Origin of the sequence: Pseudomonas sp. RIT357 (assembly GCF_000632245.1) — a bacterium.
Classification (GTDB): domain Bacteria; phylum Pseudomonadota; class Gammaproteobacteria; order Pseudomonadales; family Pseudomonadaceae; genus Aquipseudomonas; species Aquipseudomonas sivasensis.
On the sequence record NZ_JFYX01000045.1, the window covers coordinates 269,881 to 291,540 of the forward strand.

The 21,660-nt window shown below is 59.8% G+C and carries 15 protein-coding genes and 1 pseudogene; 6 read left to right on the plus strand and 10 right to left on the minus strand.

The window, feature by feature from the left end; genetic code table 11:
• Window positions 1–43: 43 nt before the first annotated feature.
• Window positions 44–2,977: a M64 family metallopeptidase gene (locus tag BW43_RS06420; RefSeq protein ID WP_032889782.1), complete on the minus strand. Its 2,934-nt coding sequence runs from the start codon at window positions 2,975–2,977 to the stop codon at window positions 44–46.
• A gap of 229 nt (window positions 2,978–3,206) precedes the next feature.
• Between BW43_RS06420 and BW43_RS28550 the strand changes: the two are divergent.
• A pseudogene (locus BW43_RS28550) lies at window positions 3,207–3,384 on the plus strand (monovalent cation/H(+) antiporter subunit G).
• A 180-nt stretch (window positions 3,385–3,564) separates the two neighbouring features.
• A complete protein-coding gene (locus BW43_RS06415; protein ID WP_032889784.1) occupies window positions 3,565–3,894 on the plus strand; it encodes a helix-turn-helix domain-containing protein in 330 nt (109 codons plus the stop codon).
• On the opposite strand, the gene BW43_RS06410 is transcribed toward BW43_RS06415, so the two are convergent.
• Window positions 3,891–4,673 carry an SDR family oxidoreductase gene (locus BW43_RS06410; protein WP_032889786.1) on the minus strand — a complete coding sequence of 261 codons (783 nt, stop codon included), beginning with the start codon at window positions 4,671–4,673 and terminating at the stop codon, window positions 3,891–3,893. The genes BW43_RS06415 and BW43_RS06410 overlap by 4 nt on opposite strands.
• A gap of 313 nt (window positions 4,674–4,986) precedes the next feature.
• Here BW43_RS06410 and BW43_RS06405 point away from each other — a divergent pair, with 313 nt between their 5' ends.
• Together BW43_RS06405 and BW43_RS06400 are read left to right on the plus strand one after the other, a co-directional pair.
• On the plus strand, window positions 4,987–5,547 hold the full coding sequence (locus BW43_RS06405) for a dihydrofolate reductase family protein (RefSeq protein ID WP_032889787.1): 561 nt from the start codon (window positions 4,987–4,989) through the stop codon (window positions 5,545–5,547).
• 18 nt (window positions 5,548–5,565) lie between these two features.
• Entirely contained in the window at window positions 5,566–6,264 is a 699-nt protein-coding gene (locus tag BW43_RS06400; protein ID WP_032889789.1) for a peptidase E, read from the plus strand.
• Between the two features lie 271 nt (window positions 6,265–6,535).
• Here the strand turns inward: BW43_RS06400 and cysS are convergent, their stop codons facing one another.
• Together cysS and BW43_RS06390 are read right to left on the minus strand one after the other, a co-directional pair.
• Window positions 6,536–7,924: a cysteine--tRNA ligase gene (gene cysS / locus BW43_RS06395; protein ID WP_032889792.1), complete on the minus strand. Its 1,389-nt coding sequence runs from the start codon at window positions 7,922–7,924 to the stop codon at window positions 6,536–6,538.
• A 20-nt stretch (window positions 7,925–7,944) separates the two neighbouring features.
• A complete protein-coding gene (locus tag BW43_RS06390) occupies window positions 7,945–9,645 on the minus strand; it encodes a glutamine--tRNA ligase/YqeY domain fusion protein (RefSeq protein WP_032889794.1) in 1,701 nt (566 codons plus the stop codon).
• Window positions 9,646–9,904: 259 nt separating this feature from the next.
• On the opposite strand from BW43_RS06390, the gene BW43_RS06385 reads away from it, so the two are divergent.
• Entirely contained in the window at window positions 9,905–10,408 is a 504-nt protein-coding gene (locus tag BW43_RS06385) for a peptidylprolyl isomerase (RefSeq protein ID WP_032889796.1), read from the plus strand.
• Window positions 10,405–11,154, plus strand: a complete 750-nt coding sequence (gene lpxH, locus BW43_RS06380) for a UDP-2,3-diacylglucosamine diphosphatase (protein ID WP_032889799.1) — start codon at window positions 10,405–10,407, stop codon at window positions 11,152–11,154. The genes BW43_RS06385 and lpxH overlap by 4 nt, the downstream gene beginning before the upstream one ends.
• 155 nt (window positions 11,155–11,309) lie before the next feature.
• On the opposite strand, the gene BW43_RS06375 is transcribed toward lpxH, so the two are convergent.
• The 6 genes from BW43_RS06375 to BW43_RS06350 all read right to left on the minus strand — a co-directional run bounded on the left by BW43_RS06375 (window position 11,310) and on the right by BW43_RS06350 (window position 21,614).
• Window positions 11,310–12,839: a DHA2 family efflux MFS transporter permease subunit gene (locus BW43_RS06375; RefSeq protein WP_032889801.1), complete on the minus strand. Its 1,530-nt coding sequence runs from the start codon at window positions 12,837–12,839 to the stop codon at window positions 11,310–11,312.
• Window positions 12,839–14,038 (minus strand): efflux RND transporter periplasmic adaptor subunit, encoded by a 1,200-nt coding sequence (locus tag BW43_RS06370; protein ID WP_032889802.1) that lies wholly within the window; start codon window positions 14,036–14,038, stop codon window positions 12,839–12,841. The genes BW43_RS06375 and BW43_RS06370 overlap by 1 nt, the downstream gene beginning before the upstream one ends.
• 15 nt (window positions 14,039–14,053) lie before the next feature.
• On the minus strand, window positions 14,054–15,505 hold the full coding sequence (locus BW43_RS06365) for an efflux transporter outer membrane subunit (RefSeq protein ID WP_032889804.1): 1,452 nt from the start codon (window positions 15,503–15,505) through the stop codon (window positions 14,054–14,056).
• Window positions 15,505–15,975, minus strand: a complete 471-nt coding sequence (locus tag BW43_RS06360) for a MarR family winged helix-turn-helix transcriptional regulator (RefSeq protein ID WP_032889806.1) — start codon at window positions 15,973–15,975, stop codon at window positions 15,505–15,507. The genes BW43_RS06365 and BW43_RS06360 overlap by 1 nt, the downstream gene beginning before the upstream one ends.
• Before the next feature lie 228 nt (window positions 15,976–16,203).
• On the minus strand, window positions 16,204–19,887 hold the full coding sequence (locus tag BW43_RS06355; RefSeq protein WP_081797813.1) for a translocation/assembly module TamB domain-containing protein: 3,684 nt from the start codon (window positions 19,885–19,887) through the stop codon (window positions 16,204–16,206).
• Complete coding sequence (locus tag BW43_RS06350) at window positions 19,887–21,614, minus strand: autotransporter assembly complex family protein (RefSeq protein ID WP_032889811.1); 1,728 nt, start codon at window positions 21,612–21,614, stop codon at window positions 19,887–19,889. The genes BW43_RS06355 and BW43_RS06350 overlap by 1 nt, the downstream gene beginning before the upstream one ends.
• Window positions 21,615–21,660 lie beyond the last annotated feature (46 nt).

The window sequence follows — 21,660 nt, forward strand, 5'->3', positions numbered from 1 at the left end:
GCGAGCAAACTTCGCTCCAACAGTGATTGAAGGTCCGCCCGCCTCAGGGCGTGCAAGGACTCAAGCGCCGCCACGGCTTGGCTGAACCGCTCAATACAAAGTTCAGGTCAGGCCGATTATTCTGCGTCCAGTGGGCGACCTCGTAGTTGTAACCGTCATAGGACACCTTCTCGTTGGGCGTCGCGTAGGCCTTGGTCGCCACCCAGACCGGCGCGCAGTTACCGGCTTGTTGGGCTGTGACGTTAACCGTATGACTTGCACTGGCGCTGCGATTGTCGGCATCGGTCACCATAAGGTTGATGGTGCGTGGGCCAGCCGTGGCAGGCGCGGTAAGGATCGGACCGATCCCGGAGGAAGACGCCGGCGAAAACTCATTTGCCGTCCATGCATAACGCAGGTTGCCGCCGCTCGACCCCGCGCCCGACAGAGTCAGCGTCTTGCCTGCCTCCACGGAAATCGGACCGCTGATTATCGCCTGCGGTGCAGGGCTGTCCACTGGCTTGGGCTCTATCACGACGTCCTTGGACAGCGAAGTCGGATTGGGGGAACCGGTGCGGTAAACCAGCACCGTAACCCTGCCGGTCGTACTTTGCGTGACCTCGGGCGCCTTCGCCACGATATTCGGGGCGCTCACATTCTGGTAAGCAAACGCCGGCGAAAACGCCCAGCTATAGCCGCGAACATCCCGCAGATCACTGACGACGGCGGTAAAGACAGCCACCTCACCGGACATCAGCGTCTGCGGCCCCTCTACCCTGTCGGGTTCGGGCGTGGGCTCATCGGACTCGACCTGAATGCTGCGCGTGACGGTATTACTGCGGTTCTCGCTGTTGGTCACCGTCATCGATACCGGGAAACTGCCCGCTTTCTCAGGCGCTTTGAAATCAGGTGCCACTGCGGATGAACTGGATGGCTCAAAATCAGCGGCATTCCACCGATATGTCATCTTGGCCGACGAATGGGGGATCTCTGAACTGGACCCATCCAACTGAAAGGTTTGAGCGCTTTTTATCGACGAAGGGCCCTGGATTTTGGCATAGGGGTCAGTGTCTACGGGTTGCCTGCGCCTGACGACAACGGAGGTCTCCAGTGTCACGGTATCGGCCGGAAGGCTGATTTTTTCAGGATAAGGATCGTTCTCGGTGCCCGGTAACTTCATCAGCGGCGTGACACTGACACTGAACGTAAAGGGCGTACTGACAGAGGGCGTGGGGGCAACGATGCGCAAACTCTTCTGCGTCACGCCGATGGGCTGGGTCCATCCGTCCGGCACGGCCCAGCGATATTGAAATTCGGGGTCCTCTGCGCCTTCGTGGGAGATGTCGGCCGTCAACTCCACCCAGGTCCCTCCGTTAGCGGAAGAGGCGCCAATGATTTCCCCTTTGATCCGCACGGAGGGAAGGACTTTCAGCGTCTCACTCCGGGTGTTCGCCATCTTGCCGTCAGTAATCTGCACCTCGACCGGGTACTCCATGAATTGCGGCGCCGATGGGGCCTCAATCATCGCGTAACGCCCGTTGACCTGCGGATTGAGTTCAACAGGGATCTTCCAACGATACGTAAACGGCGCTCCGCCTGCATTGGGCACACTCGTCGATCCCGCCTCCACCATCAGGGGAGCACGACTGTTGCGGTAAGAAGACGCTATGGGCTCACGTTTCTCCCCGGTTTTTATCTTCATGACAACTGACGGGGCAAAAACAAGCGGCACGTCGTTACCCAGGTACGCATGCAGCAATCCGCGAATCTGCCGCTCGTTGACCGCCCCCCAACCAGCCTCGTGCCCCTTCACACCATAACGTCCACCGCCCATGATCCCTTGGGGTGCGGGGCCGTACGTACAGTCTTTGTGGATGGTGTAAAGGCCTAACGTGCCAGCTTCAACCGCATTTTCTTCGGTTGGCAAAGGCGTTTGCGGACTGATCAGATCGCCCCACTTGATTTTTTCCCTGTCAGTCTGACGGGTGATATTCGGCGCCGCAGGCTCGACATCGAAGCACGTCTCGCCGGAGTCATAGGACGCATATTCATCCGCCAACCTGAATAACGCATGACCGATTTCATGGGGAATCGAGGTGATGGCCAGCGGCGTATTGGCAGACGGTTTAAAGATATAAATCTTATTGGTACTGGCGAGACCGCCGACGCCGACCTGATGGTATGTAAACTTTGAAAGTTTAATCGAAACGTCATAGATGCCATGCCCCAGTTGATTACTGTGCCGCATGATCGTTTCAATATTCTTAGTATCCGGCTCACCCGACACCGGCGAAACATGGTCAAAGCGTAAAAAACCCACTTTATCTTTAATCGCATCGAACACAGTATCGCCCATAATAATATCGATGGCGGCCTGGGTATCGTCACGAAAGGCCTGCATATCGTCTTGGGCATAACCATCGCCGACAATGGCAAACACCAGCGGCTTTCTCTGGTTGCTACCGTCCGGATTAAGCATGACCACCTTGTCGCTGTCGATATCGCCGAGGACACCGCGCAAAGGTGCTCGCTTCGCCAAGCGTTCGATGGCCTGGCGATCGAGTTCCAGTAACGGCTTGCGCATCGCCGCGCCATTGAGTGAGTCAACCGCCTTGAGGTCAATACGAAAGATCTTGATCCTGGACACTTGGCTGTCGTAAGGAAGTAATACTTCTTCAGTGCCTTCTACAGCAGATTCCGCACTGACACTTGATATTGCACCTGTTATCTCATTAAAAACTTCGCCGCGACGATAACGACTGTCATTAATGGTGCTGCTATAAAGCGTATTGCCGTTGGCGTCCACAGTAATAACTTTCCATCCCCGCTCAACATCGGCATGTTCCGCCAAAATCGCCGGAGGCACCTTGTAATTACCGAGGGAAACTTCAGCAACATCTAGCGAATCGTGCTGACTTTGCAGTTGCATCCACACACTTTGAGCTTGGGAGATCGGCATCCACACCAGTAGCGCCAATACAGTTAATATCTTATTCATTCCAATATCCTTCGTACCGGTGAGGAGATCAAAATTCTTTAAGAGATAAAACTGTTTCGCCGCACACTACGCTAACGTTCTCTGATTTGAGTCAGGATCATAAATTGATGTTTGTCAAGAAAGGTGACTCAGGCACATTGCCGCGAGTCAAACCCGGCAACTGTAATTAACCATCGTCCGGTACACCACTCGGGACATAGTGAACACCTGCTAGCCACTCCACGGCAGCGTGTTTGCGCTGATCGGTGCGACCGGGTTGTTGCGCATGAAGGACGTCTTCCAGCACATGCAGCCGCCTGCCCTCGCCTCGACGTTGGGGGCCTGGTGTGCTGCTGGCCCGTACGGCCCTGTTTCGTAAGCGCATGGCCGGTGATGACGTGCCCGCTGAAGTCAGCAGGCGCCGCTGAGCTCTGAGGCGAACACGGTAAAAATGTGGGAGGGGGCTTGCCCCTTCCACATTTGGATCTGTGCTCATTCAAATAACCGCCAGCTTGAACATCGGCTTGGTCGTGGCGCCCTTCTAAGGCCATGATGGCGCGGGTATCAGAACAAATAGCAATTTTCCGAACTGTTCCAGGACGTACGCGATGAGCAAAACCTACACCCCCGCCACCGCCGCGGCCGATGTCGAAAGCACCCTCCACTGGCTCGGCGGGCGCTGGAAGCTGATCATCCTGTTCCACCTGTTCGGCGGTCAGGTGCAGCGCTATTCAGACCTTGAGCGACTGATCCCGGATATCTCGCAGAAGATGCTCGCTCAGCAATTGCGCCAACTCGAAGCGGATGGCCTGGTGCAGCGCACGGTCTACCCGGTGGTGCCGCCCAAAGTGGAATACAGAATGACCGAATGGGGTCAGAGCCTGTGCCCGGTGCTGGATGGCCTGCTCAAGTGGCAAGCGGCCAAACCCGAGGCCTAAACCGTGGGAACGGTGCCGCCGTCGATCACATACTCAGTACCGCTGATAGACGCTGCACGCGGCGATACCAGGAAGGCAATCAAGTCAGCGACTTCTTCAGGCTTGGCAGGACGCCCGAGCGGAATACCACCCAGTGCTTGCATGATGATCTGCTTGCCACCTTCGTAATCTGTGCCCGCCTCTTGCGCCAGACGCTCTGCCAGCGCCACCGCCGCATCCGTCTCCACCCAACCCGGCGAAACACGCACCACCCGAATGCCCTTGGGCGTGACTTCCTTTGACAGACTCTTGCTGTAGGTCGCCAAAGCCGCCTTCGCAGCGGCATACGCCGTGGTGGACTCCGGCAAAGGCAACTTACGCTGGATCGACGTGACATGAATAATCACGCCGGCCCCACGCTCGATCATTCCTGGCAACAGCGCCCGATCCACTCGCACCGCCGCCATCAGGTTCTGGCCCAACGCACTCGCCCACTGCTCATCATCGAGCACCGCGAAACCGCCGCCTGGCGCGCTGGAGCCGCCGAGTACATTAACGATGATGTCGACGCTACCGAACTGGCTTTTCACCGCGTCGGTGGCGCACGCGCAACCGGCGGCAGTGCCGAGGTCGGCGGCGATGAAATGCACGCCTTCGGGTGTCGATTCCACCGCCGAACGCGCGACCGAAATCACCTGGGCGCCTTGTTCCTGCAACACGGCAACCACTGCGGCGCCGATACCTTTGGTGCCGCCGGTGACCAAGGCGCGAAGGCCTTTCAGTTGAAGATCAAAACTCATGGGAAACCTACTCCTGGATAAACGGAGACCACAGGATAGGAACGGGACGAAGAGGCCACAAGAACGCACGAAAAGGTAATGGGCTAACCAAAAAGTTAGGATCCGGATTCAGGGGGTCGCAGGCCATGGAGCACATCGTCCAACGTCCTGGATCGACCAACTTCCTATACGTCCTAGCACTACAAAAAGGGGCGCAAGGGCTATTTCTATTGGCGCTCGGTTGTTGCACCTGATGATTAAAGTAACATTGGCGCCCAGCCCAACATCACCCGCAGGCTGCCGTTACGTCCACACGCAAAAAGGAGTTTTCGCCATGGATATCAAATGTTCGGTTTTTATCGCAGCCAGCGTCGACGGTTTTATTGCTCGCCCCGACGGTGATATCGAGTGGTTGCACAAACCGGAATACGAAACCGCCGAGTTGAACGGCGTGACGTATGAAAGCTTCATCGCAACGGTCGATGCGCTCGTTATGGGCCGCAAAACCCTGGAGAAAGTCTTGTCCTTCCCCGAATGGCCCTATGAGGGTACGCCGGTCATTGCGCTTTCCCGCCAACGACTGGAGCTACCTGAGCATTTGGAGGGCAAGGTCGAGGTCATGGCGGGAGACGTGACCTCACTCGTGGTAGCGTTAGCAGAACGCGGTATGAAGCATCTTTATATCGACGGTGGCCAAACGGTCCAGGCGTTTCTTGAAGCGGGCCTGGTTGATGAGCTGATCATTACGCGTATCCCGGTTTTGCTGGGGCAAGGCATTCCATTGTTTAGCCAGGTTGGCAGTGAGCATGGGCTTCGCCATGTCGGAACCCAGGTGTCGGACAATGGTTTTGTTCAGAGTCGATATCAACTGACAGCCGGCACTCGCGCCGCGTAACACGGACTGGAGGTCAGGATGACTAAACATATTATTGTCATTGGCGGCGAGTCCGCCGAAGACATGCAGCGCATGACGCACATTGACGAACATATCGTCGCTTCATCAGGCAAAACACGCCCTACCGTGCTCTATATCTCCACAGCCAGTGGGGATGACCGAGTCAAGATTTTTGACTTCACGGCCAAATATGAGAGCGCTGGTTGCAGCGTACGCACGCTGACATTTTTCATTCCACCCTTTCCCAGCCCGGATCATATGTCTTCGTTGTTTGAGCAAGCCGACATCATCTACGTGGCAGGCGGGAATACCCGCGCCATGCTGGCTATCTGGCGTGAATTCGGCGTAGTGGGCCTTCTGACAAAGGCATGGGAAAACGGCAAGGTCCTGTGTGGTGTCAGCGCTGGGGCGATTTGCTGGTTTGAATACGGGCACTCCGATTCAGGGGGAGCGTTCGCCCTGATTGCCGGCCTGGGTTTTCTGCCAGGAGCGCCGTGTCCGCATTTCAGTTCAGAGGCGGGAAGAGAGACTTCGTTTGTTGAGCTCGTCCGGCTCAAAGGCGCACAACCCGCCTACGCGGTCGATGATGGCGTCGCCCTGCATTTCAAGGACGGCAGATACCACGAGACGATTCATAACGACGCGACAAAGAATGCGTATGACGTCACTACGGCACCTGCGTATATAACACCACTTTCGCAGGTTTCCGGCGGCTAGATCCGTCCTTTTTCCAGCTACGGTCCTCTGAAGGAACAGACCGTGAGCCCACCCATCGCACTAGTCGCAGGAAGCCCGGTTTCTCGGCTTCGAGGACGCAGGCACTCTCCCAATGTGGGAGATGTCGAGCTTTAGCGAGGCTTCGAAGGCGGCGGCACTGTTGGCAGGTATGTTGGCTGAGACAGCGCTATCGGGTGAGCCGCTCACTAAAACGGTGCAAAAAAAAAACGCCCCGAACCAGTCGGGGCGTTTTTCATCCAGCGTTTGCCAATCAGGCCTGATCAGCCAACCGCCACGTCGTCCCGCCCTTCCCGTCTTCCAACACCACGCCCATCGCGGTCAGTTGGTCCCGGATACGGTCGGATTCCGCCCAGTCCTTGCCTGCGCGAGCCGCCAGACGCGCCTGGATCAGCGCATCAACCTCAGCCGCATCCACACGCCCTTCGGCGCCGGCTTGCAGGAAGTCATCGGCTTCCATCTGCAATACGCCCAGCACGCTGGCCAGCTCTTTCAAGCGAGCAGCCAGGCCAGCCGCTGCGTCGAGATCGCTCTCGCGCAGGCGGTTGATTTCACGCACCATTTCGAACAGCACCGCGCAGGCTTCGGGTGTGCCGAAGTCGTCGTTCATGACTTCGGTGAACCGTGCCACGAACGCTTCGCCGCCAGCCGGTGCAACGGCGGGCAAGCCTTTCAACGCGTGGTAGAACCGCTCCAGAGCGCCCTTGGCGTCCTTGAGGTTGTCTTCCGAGTAGTTGATGGCGCTGCGGTAGTGGCTGGACACCAACAGGTAACGCACTACTTCCGGGTGGTACTTTTCCAGCACGTCGCGAATGGTGAAGAAGTTGTTCAAGGACTTGGACATCTTCTCGCCATTGATGCGGATCATGCCGCAGTGCATCCAGGCGTTAGCGTAGGTCTTGCCGGTGGCGGCTTCGCTCTGGGCGATTTCGTTTTCGTGGTGCGGGAACTCAAGGTCGCTGCCGCCGCCATGAATGTCGAAGGTCTCGCCCAGGCAGCAGGTGGACATCACCGAGCATTCGATGTGCCAGCCCGGACGCCCGGCGCCCCATGGGGATTCCCAGCTCGGCTCGCCGGGCTTGGTGCCTTTCCACAGCACGAAGTCCAGCGGATCCTGCTTGGCTTCGTCGACTTCGATACGCGCACCGATGCGCAGGTCTTCGATCTTCTTGCGCGACAGCTTGCCGTAGCCCATGAACTTGGCGACGCGGTAGTACACGTCGCCATTGCCGGGGGCGTAGGCATAACCCTTGTCGATCAGGGTCTGGATCATGGCGTGCATGCCAGGGATGTGGTCCGTGGCGCGCGGCTCCATGTCCGGCTTGAGGATGTTGAGGCGAGCCTCGTCCTCATGCATCGCGGCGATCATGCGCTCGGTCAGCGCGTCGAACGACTCACCGTTTTCATTGGCGCGGTTGATGATCTTGTCGTCGATGTCGGTGATGTTGCGAACATAGGTCAAGTCATAGCCGCTGAAACGCAACCAGCGGGTCACCAGGTCGAAGGCAACCATGCTGCGGCCGTGGCCGATGTGGCAGTAGTCGTACACGGTCATGCCGCACACGTACATGCGCACCTTGTTGCCATCCAGCGGCTTGAAGACTTCTTTGGTCTTGCTGAGTGTGTTGTAGATCGTTAGCACGACAGTTCCTTAAAACAGAATCACTGGCCCCACGAATCACGCAAGGTCACGGTACGGTTGAATACCGGAGCGCCTGGTTTCGAGTCCTTGATATCCGCGCAGAAGTAACCTTCGCGCTCGAACTGGAAACGGTCTTCCGGCTGTGCGTCGCCAAGCGATGGCTCAGCACGACAACCAGTGAGTACTTGCAGAGAATCAGGGTTGATGTTGTCGAGGAAACTGGCGCTGTCTTCGGCCTTCTCAGGGTTCGGCGAGCGGAACAGGCGATCGTACAGACGCACTTCGCACTCGATGCTGGCCGCAGCCGGCACCCAGTGGATCACGCCTTTGACCTTGCGGCCTTCAGGGTTCTTGCCGAGGGTTTCCGGGTCGTAGGAGCAACGCAGCTCAACGATGTTGCCATCGGCGTCCTTGATTGCTTCGTCGGCGCGGATCACGTAGCTGCCGCGCAGGCGCACTTCGCCGTTCGGCTCCAGGCGCTTGTAGCCTTTTGGCGGCTCTTCCATGAAGTCATCGCGGTCGATGTAGATTTCACGGGCGAATGGCAGCTTGCGCACGCCGAGTGCTTCGTTCTGCGGATGACGCGGCAGTTCGAGGTGATCGACCTTGTCTTCCGGATAGTTGGTGATCACGACTTTCAACGGACGCAAGACGCACATGGCGCGCGGAGCATTCGCGTCGAGGTCCTGACGGATGCTGAATTCGAGCATGCCGAAGTCAACCACGCCATCGGAACGGTTGGTGCCGACCATGTCGCAGAAATTGCGGATCGACGCCGGGGTGTAGCCGCGACGGCGGAAGCCCGACAGGGTCGACATGCGCGGGTCATCCCAACCAAACACGTGCTTCTCATCGACCAGTTGCTTGAGTTTGCGCTTGCTGGTGATGGTGTAGTTCAGGTTCAGGCGGCTGAATTCGTACTGACGCGGGTGCGCCGGAACCGGCAGGCTGTCCAGGAACCACTCGTACAGCGGACGATGGCTTTCGAACTCCAGGGTGCAGATGGAGTGGGTGATGCCTTCGATGGCGTCCGACTGACCGTGGGTGAAGTCGTAGTTCGGGTAGATGCACCACTTGTCACCGGTCTGGTGGTGGTGGGCATGGCGGATGCGGTACATGATCGGGTCGCGCAGGTTCATGTTCGGCGAAGCCATGTCGATCTTGGCGCGCAGTACGCGGGCGCCGTCCGGGAACTCACCGGCGCGCATGCGGGCGAACCAGTCGAGGTTCTCTTCCACGGAACGGTCGCGGAACGGGCTGTTCTTGCCCGGTTCGGTCAGCGTGCCACGGTATTCCTTGGCCTGCTCCGGGGTCAGGTCGTCGACGTAGGCCTTGCCGGCCTTGATCAGCTCGACGGCCCAGTCGAACAACTGGTCGAAGTATTTGGAGGCATAGCGCACTTCACCGGACCATTCGAAGCCCAGCCACTTGATGTCGCTTTCAATGGCGTCGATGTATTCCTGGTCTTCCTTGGCCGGGTTGGTGTCGTCGAAACGCAGGTGCGTGACGCCACCGAACTCCTGGGCCAGGCCGAAGTTCACACAGATCGACTTAGCGTGACCAATGTGCAGGTAGCCGTTGGGCTCTGGCGGGAAGCGGGTGACGATCTGCGTGTGCTTGCCCGAATCCAGGTCCGCCTGGATAATCGGGCGCAGGAAATTGACCGGGACGGCAGGTCCGGCCTTGGAATTCGAGGTAGTGTCGACAGTGGGCTTGCTCATAGGATCCTTGAACAGACAGGTTCGTGGCCGGTTGGGGCCAGATAAAACAAAGGCCGTATCATAGCTGATGCTGTCAAGCTGCTGACAGAGCGCGGTCAAAAACTGCTGCATTTATTGCTGCTTTTATGACGGGCGCGGTAAAAAACCACCTCGAAATTCCTGCAAGGCACGCTAAACTGCGCGCCTTGGCCGCAGTTTGGCCAAACCGGTAAGGCGCCAAGGCGCTCAAACCCACGAATTTCCTGAAAGAGTAGTGAACATGACTCAAGTCAAACTGACCACCAACCACGGCGAGATCGTCATCGAGCTGAACGCCGAGAAAGCGCCGATCACCGTCGCCAACTTCATCGAGTACGTGAACGCTGGCCACTACGAAAACACCGTTTTCCACCGCGTCATCGGTAACTTCATGATCCAGGGCGGCGGTTTCGAGCCAGGTATGAAAGAGAAGAAAGACAAGCGTCCAAGCATCCAGAACGAAGCGGACAACGGCCTTTCCAACGACAAGTACACCGTTGCCATGGCCCGTACCATGGAGCCGCATTCGGCCTCCGCGCAGTTCTTCATCAACGTGGCCGATAACGCCTTCCTGAACCACAGCGGCAAGAACGTGCAGGGTTGGGGCTACGCCGTGTTCGGTAAAGTCACCGAAGGCCAGGACGTTGTCGACAAGATCAAAGGCGTGTCCACCACGTCCAAAGCCGGTCACCAGGACGTTCCAGCAGAAGACGTAATCGTCGAGAAAGCCGAGATCGTTGGGTGATATTGCTGATTTCAGATTTGCATCTGGAAGAGGAGCGCCCGGACATCACCCGGGCGTTTCTGGATCTGCTCCACGGCCGCGCCCGTGGCGCCCAGGCGTTGTACATTCTGGGGGACTTCTTCGAAGCCTGGATTGGCGACGATGGGATGACCCCCTTTCAACGTTCGATTTGCGCAGCCCTGCGCGAGCTGAGCGACAGCGGTACCCCGATTTTTATCATGCATGGCAACCGCGATTTCCTGATCGGCAAGGCGTTCTGCAAAGCAGCAGGCGCGACCTTGCTCAAGGACCCGAGTGTCGTGCAGTTGTATGGCGAACCCGTGCTGTTGATGCACGGCGACAGCCTCTGCACCCGCGACGTGGGTTATATGAAGCTGCGGCGCATCCTGCGTAACCCGATTGTGCTGTTTATCCTGCGTCACTTGCCCTTGCGCACCCGCCACAAGCTGGCGCGCAAGCTGCGCAGTGAGAGCCGGGCGCAGACGCGCATGAAGGCCAACGACATTGTCGATGTAACCCCCGAGGAAGTGCCGCGGGTGATGCAGCAGTTCGGCGTGCGCACCCTGGTCCACGGCCATACCCACCGCCCGGCGATCCACAAACTGCAGATTGGCGAGCAGGCGGCCAAGCGCATTGTGCTGGGGGATTGGGACAAGCAGGGTTGGGCGTTGCAGGTGGATGAGCAAGGGTTTCAGTTGGCGGCGTTTGATTTTGTGAACCCGCAGCTGGCATTGCCTGGCGCCTGAGACCTCAAACACCACTGATCCAATGTGAACAGAGATAAAAATGTGGAAGGGGGCTTGCCCCCGATGGCTGTGGATCAGTCAGCATTTTTTGGCTGACCCACCGCTATCGGGGGCAAGCCCCCTCTCACATTTGATTGCATTCCAGTCCGTGTGGATCAGTGGCCGCTTGCTTCCGGCCCCGCCTTGGCGCCAAACGGCGGCTTCGCCAGCCACACCAGCAGCATCAATCCCATGAACATCCACCCCAACAACGTGAAGTAATCCACGGTGGACATCATGTACGCCTGGCTGGTGAGGATCTGGTCCAACTGCGCATAGGCCTTGTGCCCTGCCCCACCCAACGCATCCAGCGCATTGCGCGTGGCCGCGTCATAGGTGGTCATGTTCTCGCTCATGTACGCATGGTGCTGGTCCGCCCGGCGAATCCAGATCCAGGTGGTCAGCGACGCCGCAAAGCTGCCGCCTAACGTACGCAGGAAGGTTGCCAGGCCCGCACCGTCGGCAATCTGGTGCGGTGGCAGGTCGGACATCAAGATGCTCAGGGTCGGCATAAAGAACAGTGCAACACCAATCCCCATGAACAACTGCACAAGGGCGATGTGGGTGAAGTCCACTTCATTGGTAAAGCCTGCGCGCATGAAGCAGCTCAAGCCAATCGCCAGGAACGCCAGGCCCGCCAGCAGACGCAGGTCGAACTTGTGCGCGTACTTGCCCACGAACGGCGACATCAGCACCGGCAGAATCCCGATCGGTGCCACCGCCAGGCCGGCCCAGGTGGCGGTGTAGCCCATCTGGGTTTGCAGCCATTGTGGCAGGATCAGGTTGATGCCAAAGAAACCCGCGTAACCGAGGATCAACACGATAGTGCCGATGCGGAAGTTGCGGTAAGCAAACAGCCGCAGGTTGACCACTGGGTGCTTATCGGTCAGTTCCCAGATGACGAACACCGCCAGGGCAATCGCCGAAATCGCCGCGCCGATGATGATGAAGTTGGATTCGAACCAATCCAGGTCATTGCCCTTGTCGAGGATGATCTGCAAGGCGCCGACCCCCACGATCAGGCTTAACAACCCGACGTAATCCATCGGCTGATAACTGGTGACCACAGGTCGCTTCTTCAGCTGCGCACGCACCACCATCACCGCAAAGATGCCGATGGGAACGTTGATAAAGAAGATCCACGGCCAGCTGTAGCTGTCGGTGATCCAGCCGCCGAGGATCGGCCCGGCAATCGGCGCGACCACCGTGACCATCGCAAGTAACGCGAGTGCCATGCCGCGCTTCGCCGGCGGGTAGACCGCAATCAACAAGGTTTGGGTCATCGGGTACAACGGCCCCGCCACCAAACCTTGCAGCACCCGAAAGCCGATCAGCTCGGGCATCGAAGTTGAAATACCGCACAGGAACGACGCCAGCACAAACAGAATGGTCGCCCACAGAAACAGCTTCACCTCGCCAAAGCGTCGGCTCAACCAACCGGTGAGCGGCAAGGCGATGGCGTTGCTCACCGCAAACGAGGTGATCACCCAGGTGCCCTGCTCCGAACTCACGCCCAGGTTGCCGGAAATGGTCGGCAACGCCACGTTGGCGATGGTGGTGTCGAGCACCTGCATAAAAGTCGCCAGCGACAGGCCAATGGTGGCCATCAACAGGCTGGGTGGCGTGAACGAGGCGTTATTGCTCATCAGCGTTGCACAGCCTTGGGAGCGGCGACGCTGTTGTCATGGATCAACTGGGTGATCATGGCATCGGCTTCGGCCAATTGGCGGTCATACACGTTGGTGGTGAAAGAGGCCTTTTGTGGCGGCTGTTGCGCCAGCACGGGACCGCTCTGGTCGTGCAGGTCCACATTCACCACGGTGCTCAAGCCAACGCGCAGTGGGTGCTTGGCCAACTCTTCGGCATTGATATGGATGCGCACCGGTACTCGCTGCACGATCTTGATCCAGTTACCGGTGGCGTTCTGCGCCGGCAACAGGGCGAACGCGCTGCCGGTGCCGGCGCCGAGGCTGTCGACGGTGCCGCTGTATTTCACATCGCTGCCGTAGATATCCGACTCGATGTCCACCGGCTGGCCAATGCGCATGTCGCGCAGTTGGGTTTCCTTGAAGTTGGCGTCGATCCACAGCTGGTTCAGCGGGATCACGGCCATCAATGCGGTACCCGGCTGCACGCGCTGGCCCAGTTGCACGGAGCGCTTGGCGACATAGCCGGTGACCGGCGCGATCAGGGTGCTGCGCGCATTGGTCAGGTAGGCCTGACGCAATTGCGCGGCAGCGGCTTGCACGTCCGGATGGGACGAGATCACCGTGTCATCCACCAGGGCGTTGCTGGTTTTGAGCTGCTGCTCAAGGTTGGTCAGGGCGTTCTTGGCGGCCGTCAGACTGTCACGGGCATGGGACAGTTCCTCAAGGGAAATCGCCCCGCCCTGGGCCAGGGTCTTACGACGGTTGTAGTTGTCCTGAGCGGTCTGCACATCGGCTTTCTGCGCGTTGACCTGGGCTTTCATGCCATCAACGTTGCTGTACAAGCCACGCACCTGACGCACGGTACGCGCCAGGTTGGCCTGGGCACTTTGCAGGCCGACGGCGGCGTCATTCGGGTCGAAGTTGACCAGCACCTGGCCCTCGTGGACCAAGTCGCCATCGTCCGCGCCGATGCTCACCACGGTGCCGGTGACCAGCGGGGTGATTTCCACCACGTTGCCGTTCACATAAGCGTCGTCGGTGCTCTCGTTGAAGCGCCCGTAGAATTCGTGCCAGGCCCATACGCCGAGGACGCTGAGGATGACGATCAGCGCAAGGCCGATCAGCATGACTTTGCGTTTGCGCGGGTTGTTGTCTTTGGGTTGTTCTGTAGCGTTAGTGTTTTCGGCAGTGGCCATGACAAATACCTCAAATTATTCCGTGCGAGTGGCTGGGGTGGTCGACGCCACGTTGTCGGCGTTGAACCCGCCGCCCAGGGCCTGCATCAATTGAATCGATAGAGCGATCTGCCCGGCATTCAGGGTCGCCAGCTGACGCTGGGCCTGCAGCAATTGCTGTTCGATGCTGAGCACGTCCAGGTAGTTACCGATCCCGGAGCCGTACCGCTGAAGCACCGTGTCGTAGGACTGCTGGGCGATATCGGTAGCGTGTTGCTGGGCCTGGATCTGCCGGCCGGTTTCGCGCAGTTGCGAAAGGGTGTTGCCAATATCACCCAAGGCTTGCACCAGGGTTTTGTTGTATTGGGCCACGGCGAGGTCGTAGTCGGCGTCGCGGGCATCGAGGCCGGCGCGCAGGCGGCCGCCGTCAAAGATCGGCAGCGAGATCGTTGGCGCGATATTGAAGAAGCGGCTGGCCGACCCGAACATCGCATCCCCCAGCAACGACTCGGCCCCGGCGCTCGCGCTCAGGTTGAGGTTGGGGTAGAAGCGCGTCTTGCTGGCCGCGATGTCCTTGCTCGCCGCCTCCACACGCCACCGTGCGGCGATCAGGTCCGGGCGACGGCCCAACAGTTCGGCAGGCAACACCGACGGAACGGCAACGGCAGCGGGTTTCAACACACTGGGACGCGCCAGCTCATTGCCGCGATCCGGGCCTTTACCGAGCAGCACCGCGAGGGCGATCTTGGCACTCTGCAGTTGTTTTTCCGCGTCGATCAATTGCGATTGGGAGCTGGCTTCCAGGCTTTCGGTCTGCTGGTACTGGTAGTGGCTGTCGATACCCGAATCCAGGCGGCGCTTGCTGAGATCGAGCATTTGCCGGGTGCGCTTGAGGTCGTCAGTGGCCAGGTCACGCACGATATGGGCCTGGCCCAGGTCGCTGTAGGCCTTGGCCACATCAGCAGCGAGGGTCAGGCGCGCGGCCTGTTGATCGACTTCAGCGGCACGGGCCTGGCCCAATGCAGCTTCCCAGGCGGCGCGCTGGCCACCCCAGAGGTCGAAGGTGTAGTTGAAGCTGGCACCGACTTTCCGCACGGTGGAGTACGCATCGCCCTGCCCCAGCGGGTCCTGATCCTTGGCCAGGCGCGAACGGGTCACACCGGCGCTGGCATCCAGGGTCGGCATGCGCGACGCGTCGGCGGCGTAGGCGGCCGCTTCGGCCTGGTGGGCACGGGCGCTCGCCACTTGCATGTCGGGGCTGTTTTGCAGGGCTTCATGGATCAGGCCGTCGAGCTGTGGGTCGCCGAGGCCTTTCCACCAATCGGCGCTGGGCCAGGCCGCACTCGACAGGGTCACGCCGCTCAGGGATTTACCGGCTTGCAGAGTGTTGGCGTCGAGGCGCTGGCCTTGGGTGTCGAGGCCGCTGAAATTGGCGCAACCGGCCATGCTCATGGCGACCAGCACTAGGCATAGGGCACGTGGATTCATCATTTACCTACCCGCTGAAGGGTGATGGGATCACCCGCAGCTATCAGAATTTTCTTGAGGATCTGTTCCAGGGTTTCCAACTCGCCGGGCTCCAATACGCCCACCAGTTGGTTCAGCGCCTGGGCGCCGATGTGCGGCAGCATGTCCGCCAGGCGCTGGCCGTCGGCAGTCAACACCAACTGCACCTGGCGTCGGTCCAGCTCGGAACGCTTGCGGCTGAGCAGGTTTTTTTGCTCCAGGCGATCGAGCATGCGGGTCATCGAACCGCTGTCCAGGGACAGGTTGCGGCACAGCTCCGCCGGGGTGTCGACGCCGAACTGGGCCATGATGATCAACACCTTGAACTGCGCGGCCGTGATGCCGTGGGGTTCCATATGGGTGTCGATGATGCGGTCCTTGAGGATCGCAGCGCGGCCCAGCAACAGGCCGAGATGGCAGTTGTGGAAGTTTTCGGGGGTGAAATGGGGCATCGAAAGTCACCTTATTGCTGCCTAGGCAGCGAATGTATGACGAGATGTTACTGCTTAGGCAGCGAATGTCAAATGGAATAATTAGCTTGCTTGCTAATTCGACGACAGGCGGGAGCAAATGCGTGAGGGGGCTTATCCCCGATCACGGTGTGTCAGTCACTACATCTGCTGACTGTCACACCGCAATCGGGGGCAAGCCCCCTCACACATTTTTTGACCGACTAAGACTTAGAAATCGCGCTTGTAGAAAATGTCGAGGGAACTGGCCACACCACTCGCCACCTCCAGGTATACCTTCTTGCTCAGCAGGTAGCGCAAGGCAATGGTGCTGGCCGGTTCGAACACGCCCACGCCATAGCGCAGGCTGAGCTTCTCGGTGATCTTGCCGCTGGCTACCACGGCGGTGTTATTGCCACTGCCCTGGGTGTCGAGGTCGAAGTCCTGAATGCCCAACTTGGTGGCGATGTCCGAGGTCACCCCGGCGCTGCCCATCAAGCCCAGGCCCAGCGCCGCTTCGGCGAGCATGTTGTTGTCTTCGCCAGTGGTGGTGCGTGAACGCCCCAGTACCAAGTACGACAACGCATCCTCTTGGGCCATCGCCGGCTCGGAGAAAATCTGCGTGGTCGGTTGCTCGGCGCTGCCGCTCAGGCGAATACCGGCGGTCACGGTCCGGGACGGCTCTGTGGTGACACGCACTGCCTCGATGTCCAGGAACGGCTGGTCCAGAGGGCCGGCAAACAGCAAGCGCGCCCGCCGCACATTGAGCCGCTGACCGTAAGCGCGGTAGCGGCCATCGTTGAGCCAAAGCTCACCACGAGTGTCCATGTTGTCGCCGATATGCACATGGCCCTGCACCTTGGCGGTGAGGCCGAAGCCTGAGAAGTTGAGCTGGTCTTCGCCCACTGCCACGTCGATATCCATGGCCATGGCCATCGCTGGCTTGCCCTCCTCGGTCTGACTGCCGACGATGATAGTGTCGTCCGAGACCTTGACCGTCGACGGCGGCAATTCGCGCACGGTGATGTCGCCACGCGGGATCTTCACTTTCCCGGCAATCGCCAGTTTGTCGTCCTTCAAGGTGATCTTCAGGTCCGGCGCCACTTCCAGCGTGGCGTAGGGTTCGACTGTGACCGGCAATTGCGAGCCTTGCAGACTGAGGTCCACGGCCAGGGCCTGACCCCAGTCGATCTGGCCCTTGAGGCTGCCCTGCCCGGCTTTGCCACTGCGCCAACCACCATTGAGCTGCACGCTTTCGCCGGCGATGAGAGCCTGCACGTTCAGGCCTTCGAGGCTGACGGGCAACTCCGGACCAGAGACTTCACCGCCGATCAGGTTCACATTGCCGTTGATCTGCGGCGCGAGCAGGCCACCGGAAATCCGGCCGTTGCCGTTGAGCTTACCGTTGAGGGTTTCCACCATCGGCACAAACGGACGCGCTACCGCCAGGTCCAGCCCGGTGAGGCTGAAATTGCCAGTGATCGGCTTGTTCTTCGGCAGCGGATTAATCTGCGCCTGCAACAGCAATTCACCGAGCTTGCCACCCCGGAAGTTCAACTGTGTGTCGATGCGCTTGGGGTTGAGGGTGGTTTCAAGCTTGAGGGTGTCGTAAGGAAAATCCAGCCACTGGTCCTTGTCCTTGACGCGCAAAGTGCCGCCGCTGGCATCCACCGAAATCAAGCCCTTGGGGCCGCTGTCGGGCAGGTCGAGCTGGACATCGGCATTGAGCCTGCCGCGCCAGGCAAAATCCTTGGGCAAAAAGGCCGCGAGGCTGTCGATTGGGAATTGCTTGAGGTGGTAACGCAACTTGGGCTCAGGCATCAGGCGCTGGTCTTCGCCGCACAGGCTGGCGCCGCCGGAAACCCAGCAGTGCGCCGCGAAGGTCAGCTTGCCGTCGGCCATGTAGTCGATTTTGGCCGGGGCTTGCAGCTTCCAATCCTGCCCGCCGGCCTGGACATCCCCGCTGGCCAGGCGCCCGCGCCAATTGCCTTTGTCGAGGTTGCCGTCCAGGGCCAGGGCCAGCTTGACCAGCGGACCGGCCAAGTCGAGCTGGACCTTCTGGTTCTTGATGTCGCCTTGAGCGCTGGCGGTCAGGGTGCCGATCTGGGTGTCGCCGCTTTGAATACCGCTGCCTTTGAGGTCGATCTTGGCGCGCTGGGCGCTGTCGAGGGTAGCGCCGAGGCTGAGGCTTTGCAGGCGGTTGTCGGCAAACGCCAGTTGCTGGCCCTTGATGTCGAGTTTGCCCTGAGGCGCGTTCAGGCTGCCGGCTACGTCGAGGCGGCCATTGATCTGCCCGCGTAACTGCGGCCAGAGCTGGGCGAGGCGCGCCAGCTTGATGTCGATCTGCCCGGCCAGGCGTTGTTGCAGGCTGCCGCTGCCGTTGATGCGGTTGTCACCCAGGCGAATATCCAAGTTGGCCAGGGTCCATTGCTCCCCTGCACCTTCGGCCTTGGCCGCCAGCACGGCGGTTTGGCCCCGCAGGCGGCCCTTGAGGTCGAGGTCGGCATTCAGCTTGAGTTGCTCGTTCTTGAACTCGCCCTTGCTGCGCAGCGGACCGGCCAACGTACCCGGCAGTTCAGCGACCCAGTACGCCGGATTGAGCGCCGACAGGTCCAGCGCGGTATCCCAGGCGATGCCATCGGCGAACTGCAGGTTCAGGTGGCCTTCGGCCTTACCTTGACCGGCGGTGAGTTTCAGCTCGGGCAGGAAGACTTGCTTGAGGTCGCCACTGAACGGCGTGACCACATTGAACTTGCCGGCCGGGCCGTCGAGGTCGGCCTTGAGGTTGCCCAGGTAGTTGCCGTCTTTATAGGAAATCTCGCCGTTGAACGTACGCACCGTCACTTGGGGTTCGTCGATCACCGGATAGAGGCGATGCCAGGGGAAGTCGAGCCAGTCGATCCTGGCATCGGCTGTGAAGCCTTGTTGCCAATCCAGGTTGGCACTCAGCTTGAGGCTTTGCTTGTCACCGGCATTCAGGTCCAGGCCCGCAATTTGCGCGCCGTTGGCGTCGACTTTGCCTTGCAGCAGCAGGTCCACCGGACCTTTCTCTGCCGGTAGCACGGCCTTGCCGAGCAGTTGGTAGCCGTTTTTCAGATCACCCTTGGCGGTGAGGTCCAGTTGATTGAGTTGCAGGGTGTCGGGCAGATCGGCGCTGGGCTTGAAGCCGTCAGCGGTGATGTGCAACTGGGCCGGAAGATTTTCAGCCAGGGGTTGCAGCTCGCCCTGCAGTTTGGCCGGCAGGTAGCCGCTGCTGTCGGCGTCGAGTTTGAGGGTCTTGAGCAGGTCGCCGTCGACCTTAAGGGCAACTTTCCAGGGCGCGCCGCCGGGCGCGTAGGGCAGGCTCAAGTTTCCGCTGGCGGTCAACGGCCAGTCGCCAGTGGGTTGCAACAGGCCAGACAGGTCCAGCACCAGATCGTCGCGCTGCAGATGCACTGAGTCGATCTGCATCCCGGCGGCGGTCCAATGCGCCGCCAGTTGCAGGCCTTTAAGCTCTTCGCTGCCGTTGAACACCAGGCTACCGACGCGAACGTCGCCTAACTGGAGAGCAACCGGCAATTTCAGATCTGGCAGTACAAGGGGGCCACTGCTTTCTTCGGTGCTGGGTGGAAATTGCAGAATGACCTGATCCACATCCAACCGGTCAATGCACAAGGTCATGCGCAACAGGCAGGCTGGCGACCACTCGAACGCGGGCGCCTTGAGTTCCACGCGACTGGTGTCTTGCTGCCACAGCAGATGATCGGCGCTCCACTGGCCGCCCAAACGGCCTTGGAAATTCTCCACACTCAAACCCGGCACTTGGCCCAATGCCCAGCGGCTGCCCGCCTGGCTGCCCAGTACCGTCCACAGTGCCAGCAACAGCACGGCGAGGATGGCCACCACGGCCAGCCCCGCTATTTTCAAACCACGCATCACAGCTCAGGCCCCATGGAAAAGTGCAAACGAACGCCGCCCGGGTCTTCCAGGGCATGGGCCAGGTCGAGGCGGATTGGCCCCACCGGCGATACCCAGCGGATACCGACACCCACGCCGGTTTTCAGGCTGGGCAGTTCCAGGGTGTTGAACGAGTTGCCCTGGTCGATGAAGGTCGCGATCCGCCATTTTTCGGCGATGGAATATTGATACTCGGCGCTCAAGGCCACCATGTAGCGGCCACCGATGCGATCACCTTGGTCGTTCTCGGGCGACAGCGTCTGGTACTCATAACCGCGCACGCTCTGATCGCCACCGGCAAAGAAGCGCAACGACGGAGGCACCGACTTGTAGCCATTGGTGGCACTGCCGCCGAACTGCGCCCGCGCCAGGAAACGATGATTGTCCCACAGGGTAGTCAGGCCTTTGACCATGGCCGTGCCGTACAGCAAGTTGGTGTCGGAGCCCAGGCCTTCCTTCGCCACCTTCGTGTCGAATTGCAGGCGGTAGCCGTTGTGGGGGTCGATGCGGTTATCGCTGCGCAGGTAGGAATAACTGATACCAGGCATCAGCAGGTTGCTCAGGCCGGAGTCGTTGCCCAGGCGATATTCTTCGCGCTGGTACTTGAGAGAAATCACCCGTGTCCAGCCACTGGGCAATTTGCTGTGCCATTCGGGGCCGACGGTAAGCAATTTACTCAGGGTGTCGGTGTTCGCCAGTTCTTCATTCTGGTAGCCGCCAGCGAAGCGCAGTTTGTCGGTGAGCGGCGGGTCCAGCGGAATGTCGTACCAGAGGCCGACGTTCTGACGCGGAGCCGAGAGTTCGGCTTCCCAGCCATAGCTATGTCCCTGGGGGTTGACCCAGTGACGGGTCCAGTTGGCCTTGCCGCGCGGACCGACGTCGGTGGAGTAACCCAGGCCCAGGCCCATGGTGCGAGGCTTGCGTGTGTCCAGATTGACGGCCACCGGGATCACGTCTTGTGTCGAGGCGGTGGGGCTGGCATCCACGCGCACCCCTTCGAAAAAGCCGCTGGCTTGCAGGTTCTGGTTGAGTTCGGCGATCAGTTCGGAATCGTAAGGGTCACCGTTTTTGAACGGCACCATGCGTTGCAGCAGTTCGTCATCAAACGGCGTGTCGCCGGCAAAGCTGACCTTGCCCAGGCTGTAGCGCGGGCCGCTGTCATAAATGAGTTCGATATCGGCGACGCCAGCTTGTGGGTCCACCGCGAGTTTCTGGCTGGTAAAGCGCCCGCTGAAGAAGCCGTAGCGCGAGGCTTGATTCTGGATCAGACGCTTGGCGTCTTCGTAGTGACCGTGGTTGAGCACGGCGCCGGAGATTAGGTCGTCGCTGGCAGGCACGCGAAAAGACTTGAGGTTCGCAGCCTCGCCGTCGACCCGAATAGTCACGTTGCGTAAATGCACCGGTTCACCGGGGTCGACGCGGAGGATCAGGCGCGGGTTCTTGCCGCCTTTCACCTCGCTGTCGATGTTTGGCTGATAGAAGCCTAGTGCCTGCGCCGCTTTGCGCGCCTGCTCTTCGGCACCACGGCTGAACCGCAGCAAGGCCTCTTCGTCACGATCGCCAACCCCGCCGATGTAGCCTTCAATGTTGGCTTTCAACGCGTCGTTTGAGGGTTTGATCCGCACGTCCAATTCGCTTAGCGCAAATGCGCCGCAGCTTGTGAACAGCAGAACCAAGCCGCTGGTAAATCTTCCTGGAAACTTCATAGGCGCGGATGCTACACGAGCTGGGGGAAAACTTAGAACTCAGACG

Coding starts and splice junctions, on each gene's coding strand:
- BW43_RS06420 (WP_032889782.1), bottom strand. CDS start 2,977: ATGAATAAGATATTAACTGTATTGGCGCTACTGGTGTGGATGCCGATC.
- BW43_RS06415 (WP_032889784.1), top strand. CDS start 3,565: ATGAGCAAAACCTACACCCCCGCCACCGCCGCGGCCGATGTCGAAAGC.
- BW43_RS06410 (WP_032889786.1), bottom strand. CDS start 4,673: ATGAGTTTTGATCTTCAACTGAAAGGCCTTCGCGCCTTGGTCACCGGC.
- BW43_RS06405 (WP_032889787.1), top strand. CDS start 4,987: ATGGATATCAAATGTTCGGTTTTTATCGCAGCCAGCGTCGACGGTTTT.
- BW43_RS06400 (WP_032889789.1), top strand. CDS start 5,566: ATGACTAAACATATTATTGTCATTGGCGGCGAGTCCGCCGAAGACATG.
- BW43_RS06390 (WP_032889794.1), bottom strand. CDS start 9,645: ATGAGCAAGCCCACTGTCGACACTACCTCGAATTCCAAGGCCGGACCT.
- BW43_RS06385 (WP_032889796.1), top strand. CDS start 9,905: ATGACTCAAGTCAAACTGACCACCAACCACGGCGAGATCGTCATCGAG.
- BW43_RS06375 (WP_032889801.1), bottom strand. CDS start 12,839: ATGAGCAATAACGCCTCGTTCACGCCACCCAGCCTGTTGATGGCCACC.
- BW43_RS06370 (WP_032889802.1), bottom strand. CDS start 14,038: ATGGCCACTGCCGAAAACACTAACGCTACAGAACAACCCAAAGACAAC.
- BW43_RS06365 (WP_032889804.1), bottom strand. CDS start 15,505: ATGAATCCACGTGCCCTATGCCTAGTGCTGGTCGCCATGAGCATGGCC.
- BW43_RS06360 (WP_032889806.1), bottom strand. CDS start 15,975: ATGCCCCATTTCACCCCCGAAAACTTCCACAACTGCCATCTCGGCCTG.
- BW43_RS06355 (WP_081797813.1), bottom strand. CDS start 19,887: ATGCGTGGTTTGAAAATAGCGGGGCTGGCCGTGGTGGCCATCCTCGCC.
- BW43_RS06350 (WP_032889811.1), bottom strand. CDS start 21,614: ATGAAGTTTCCAGGAAGATTTACCAGCGGCTTGGTTCTGCTGTTCACA.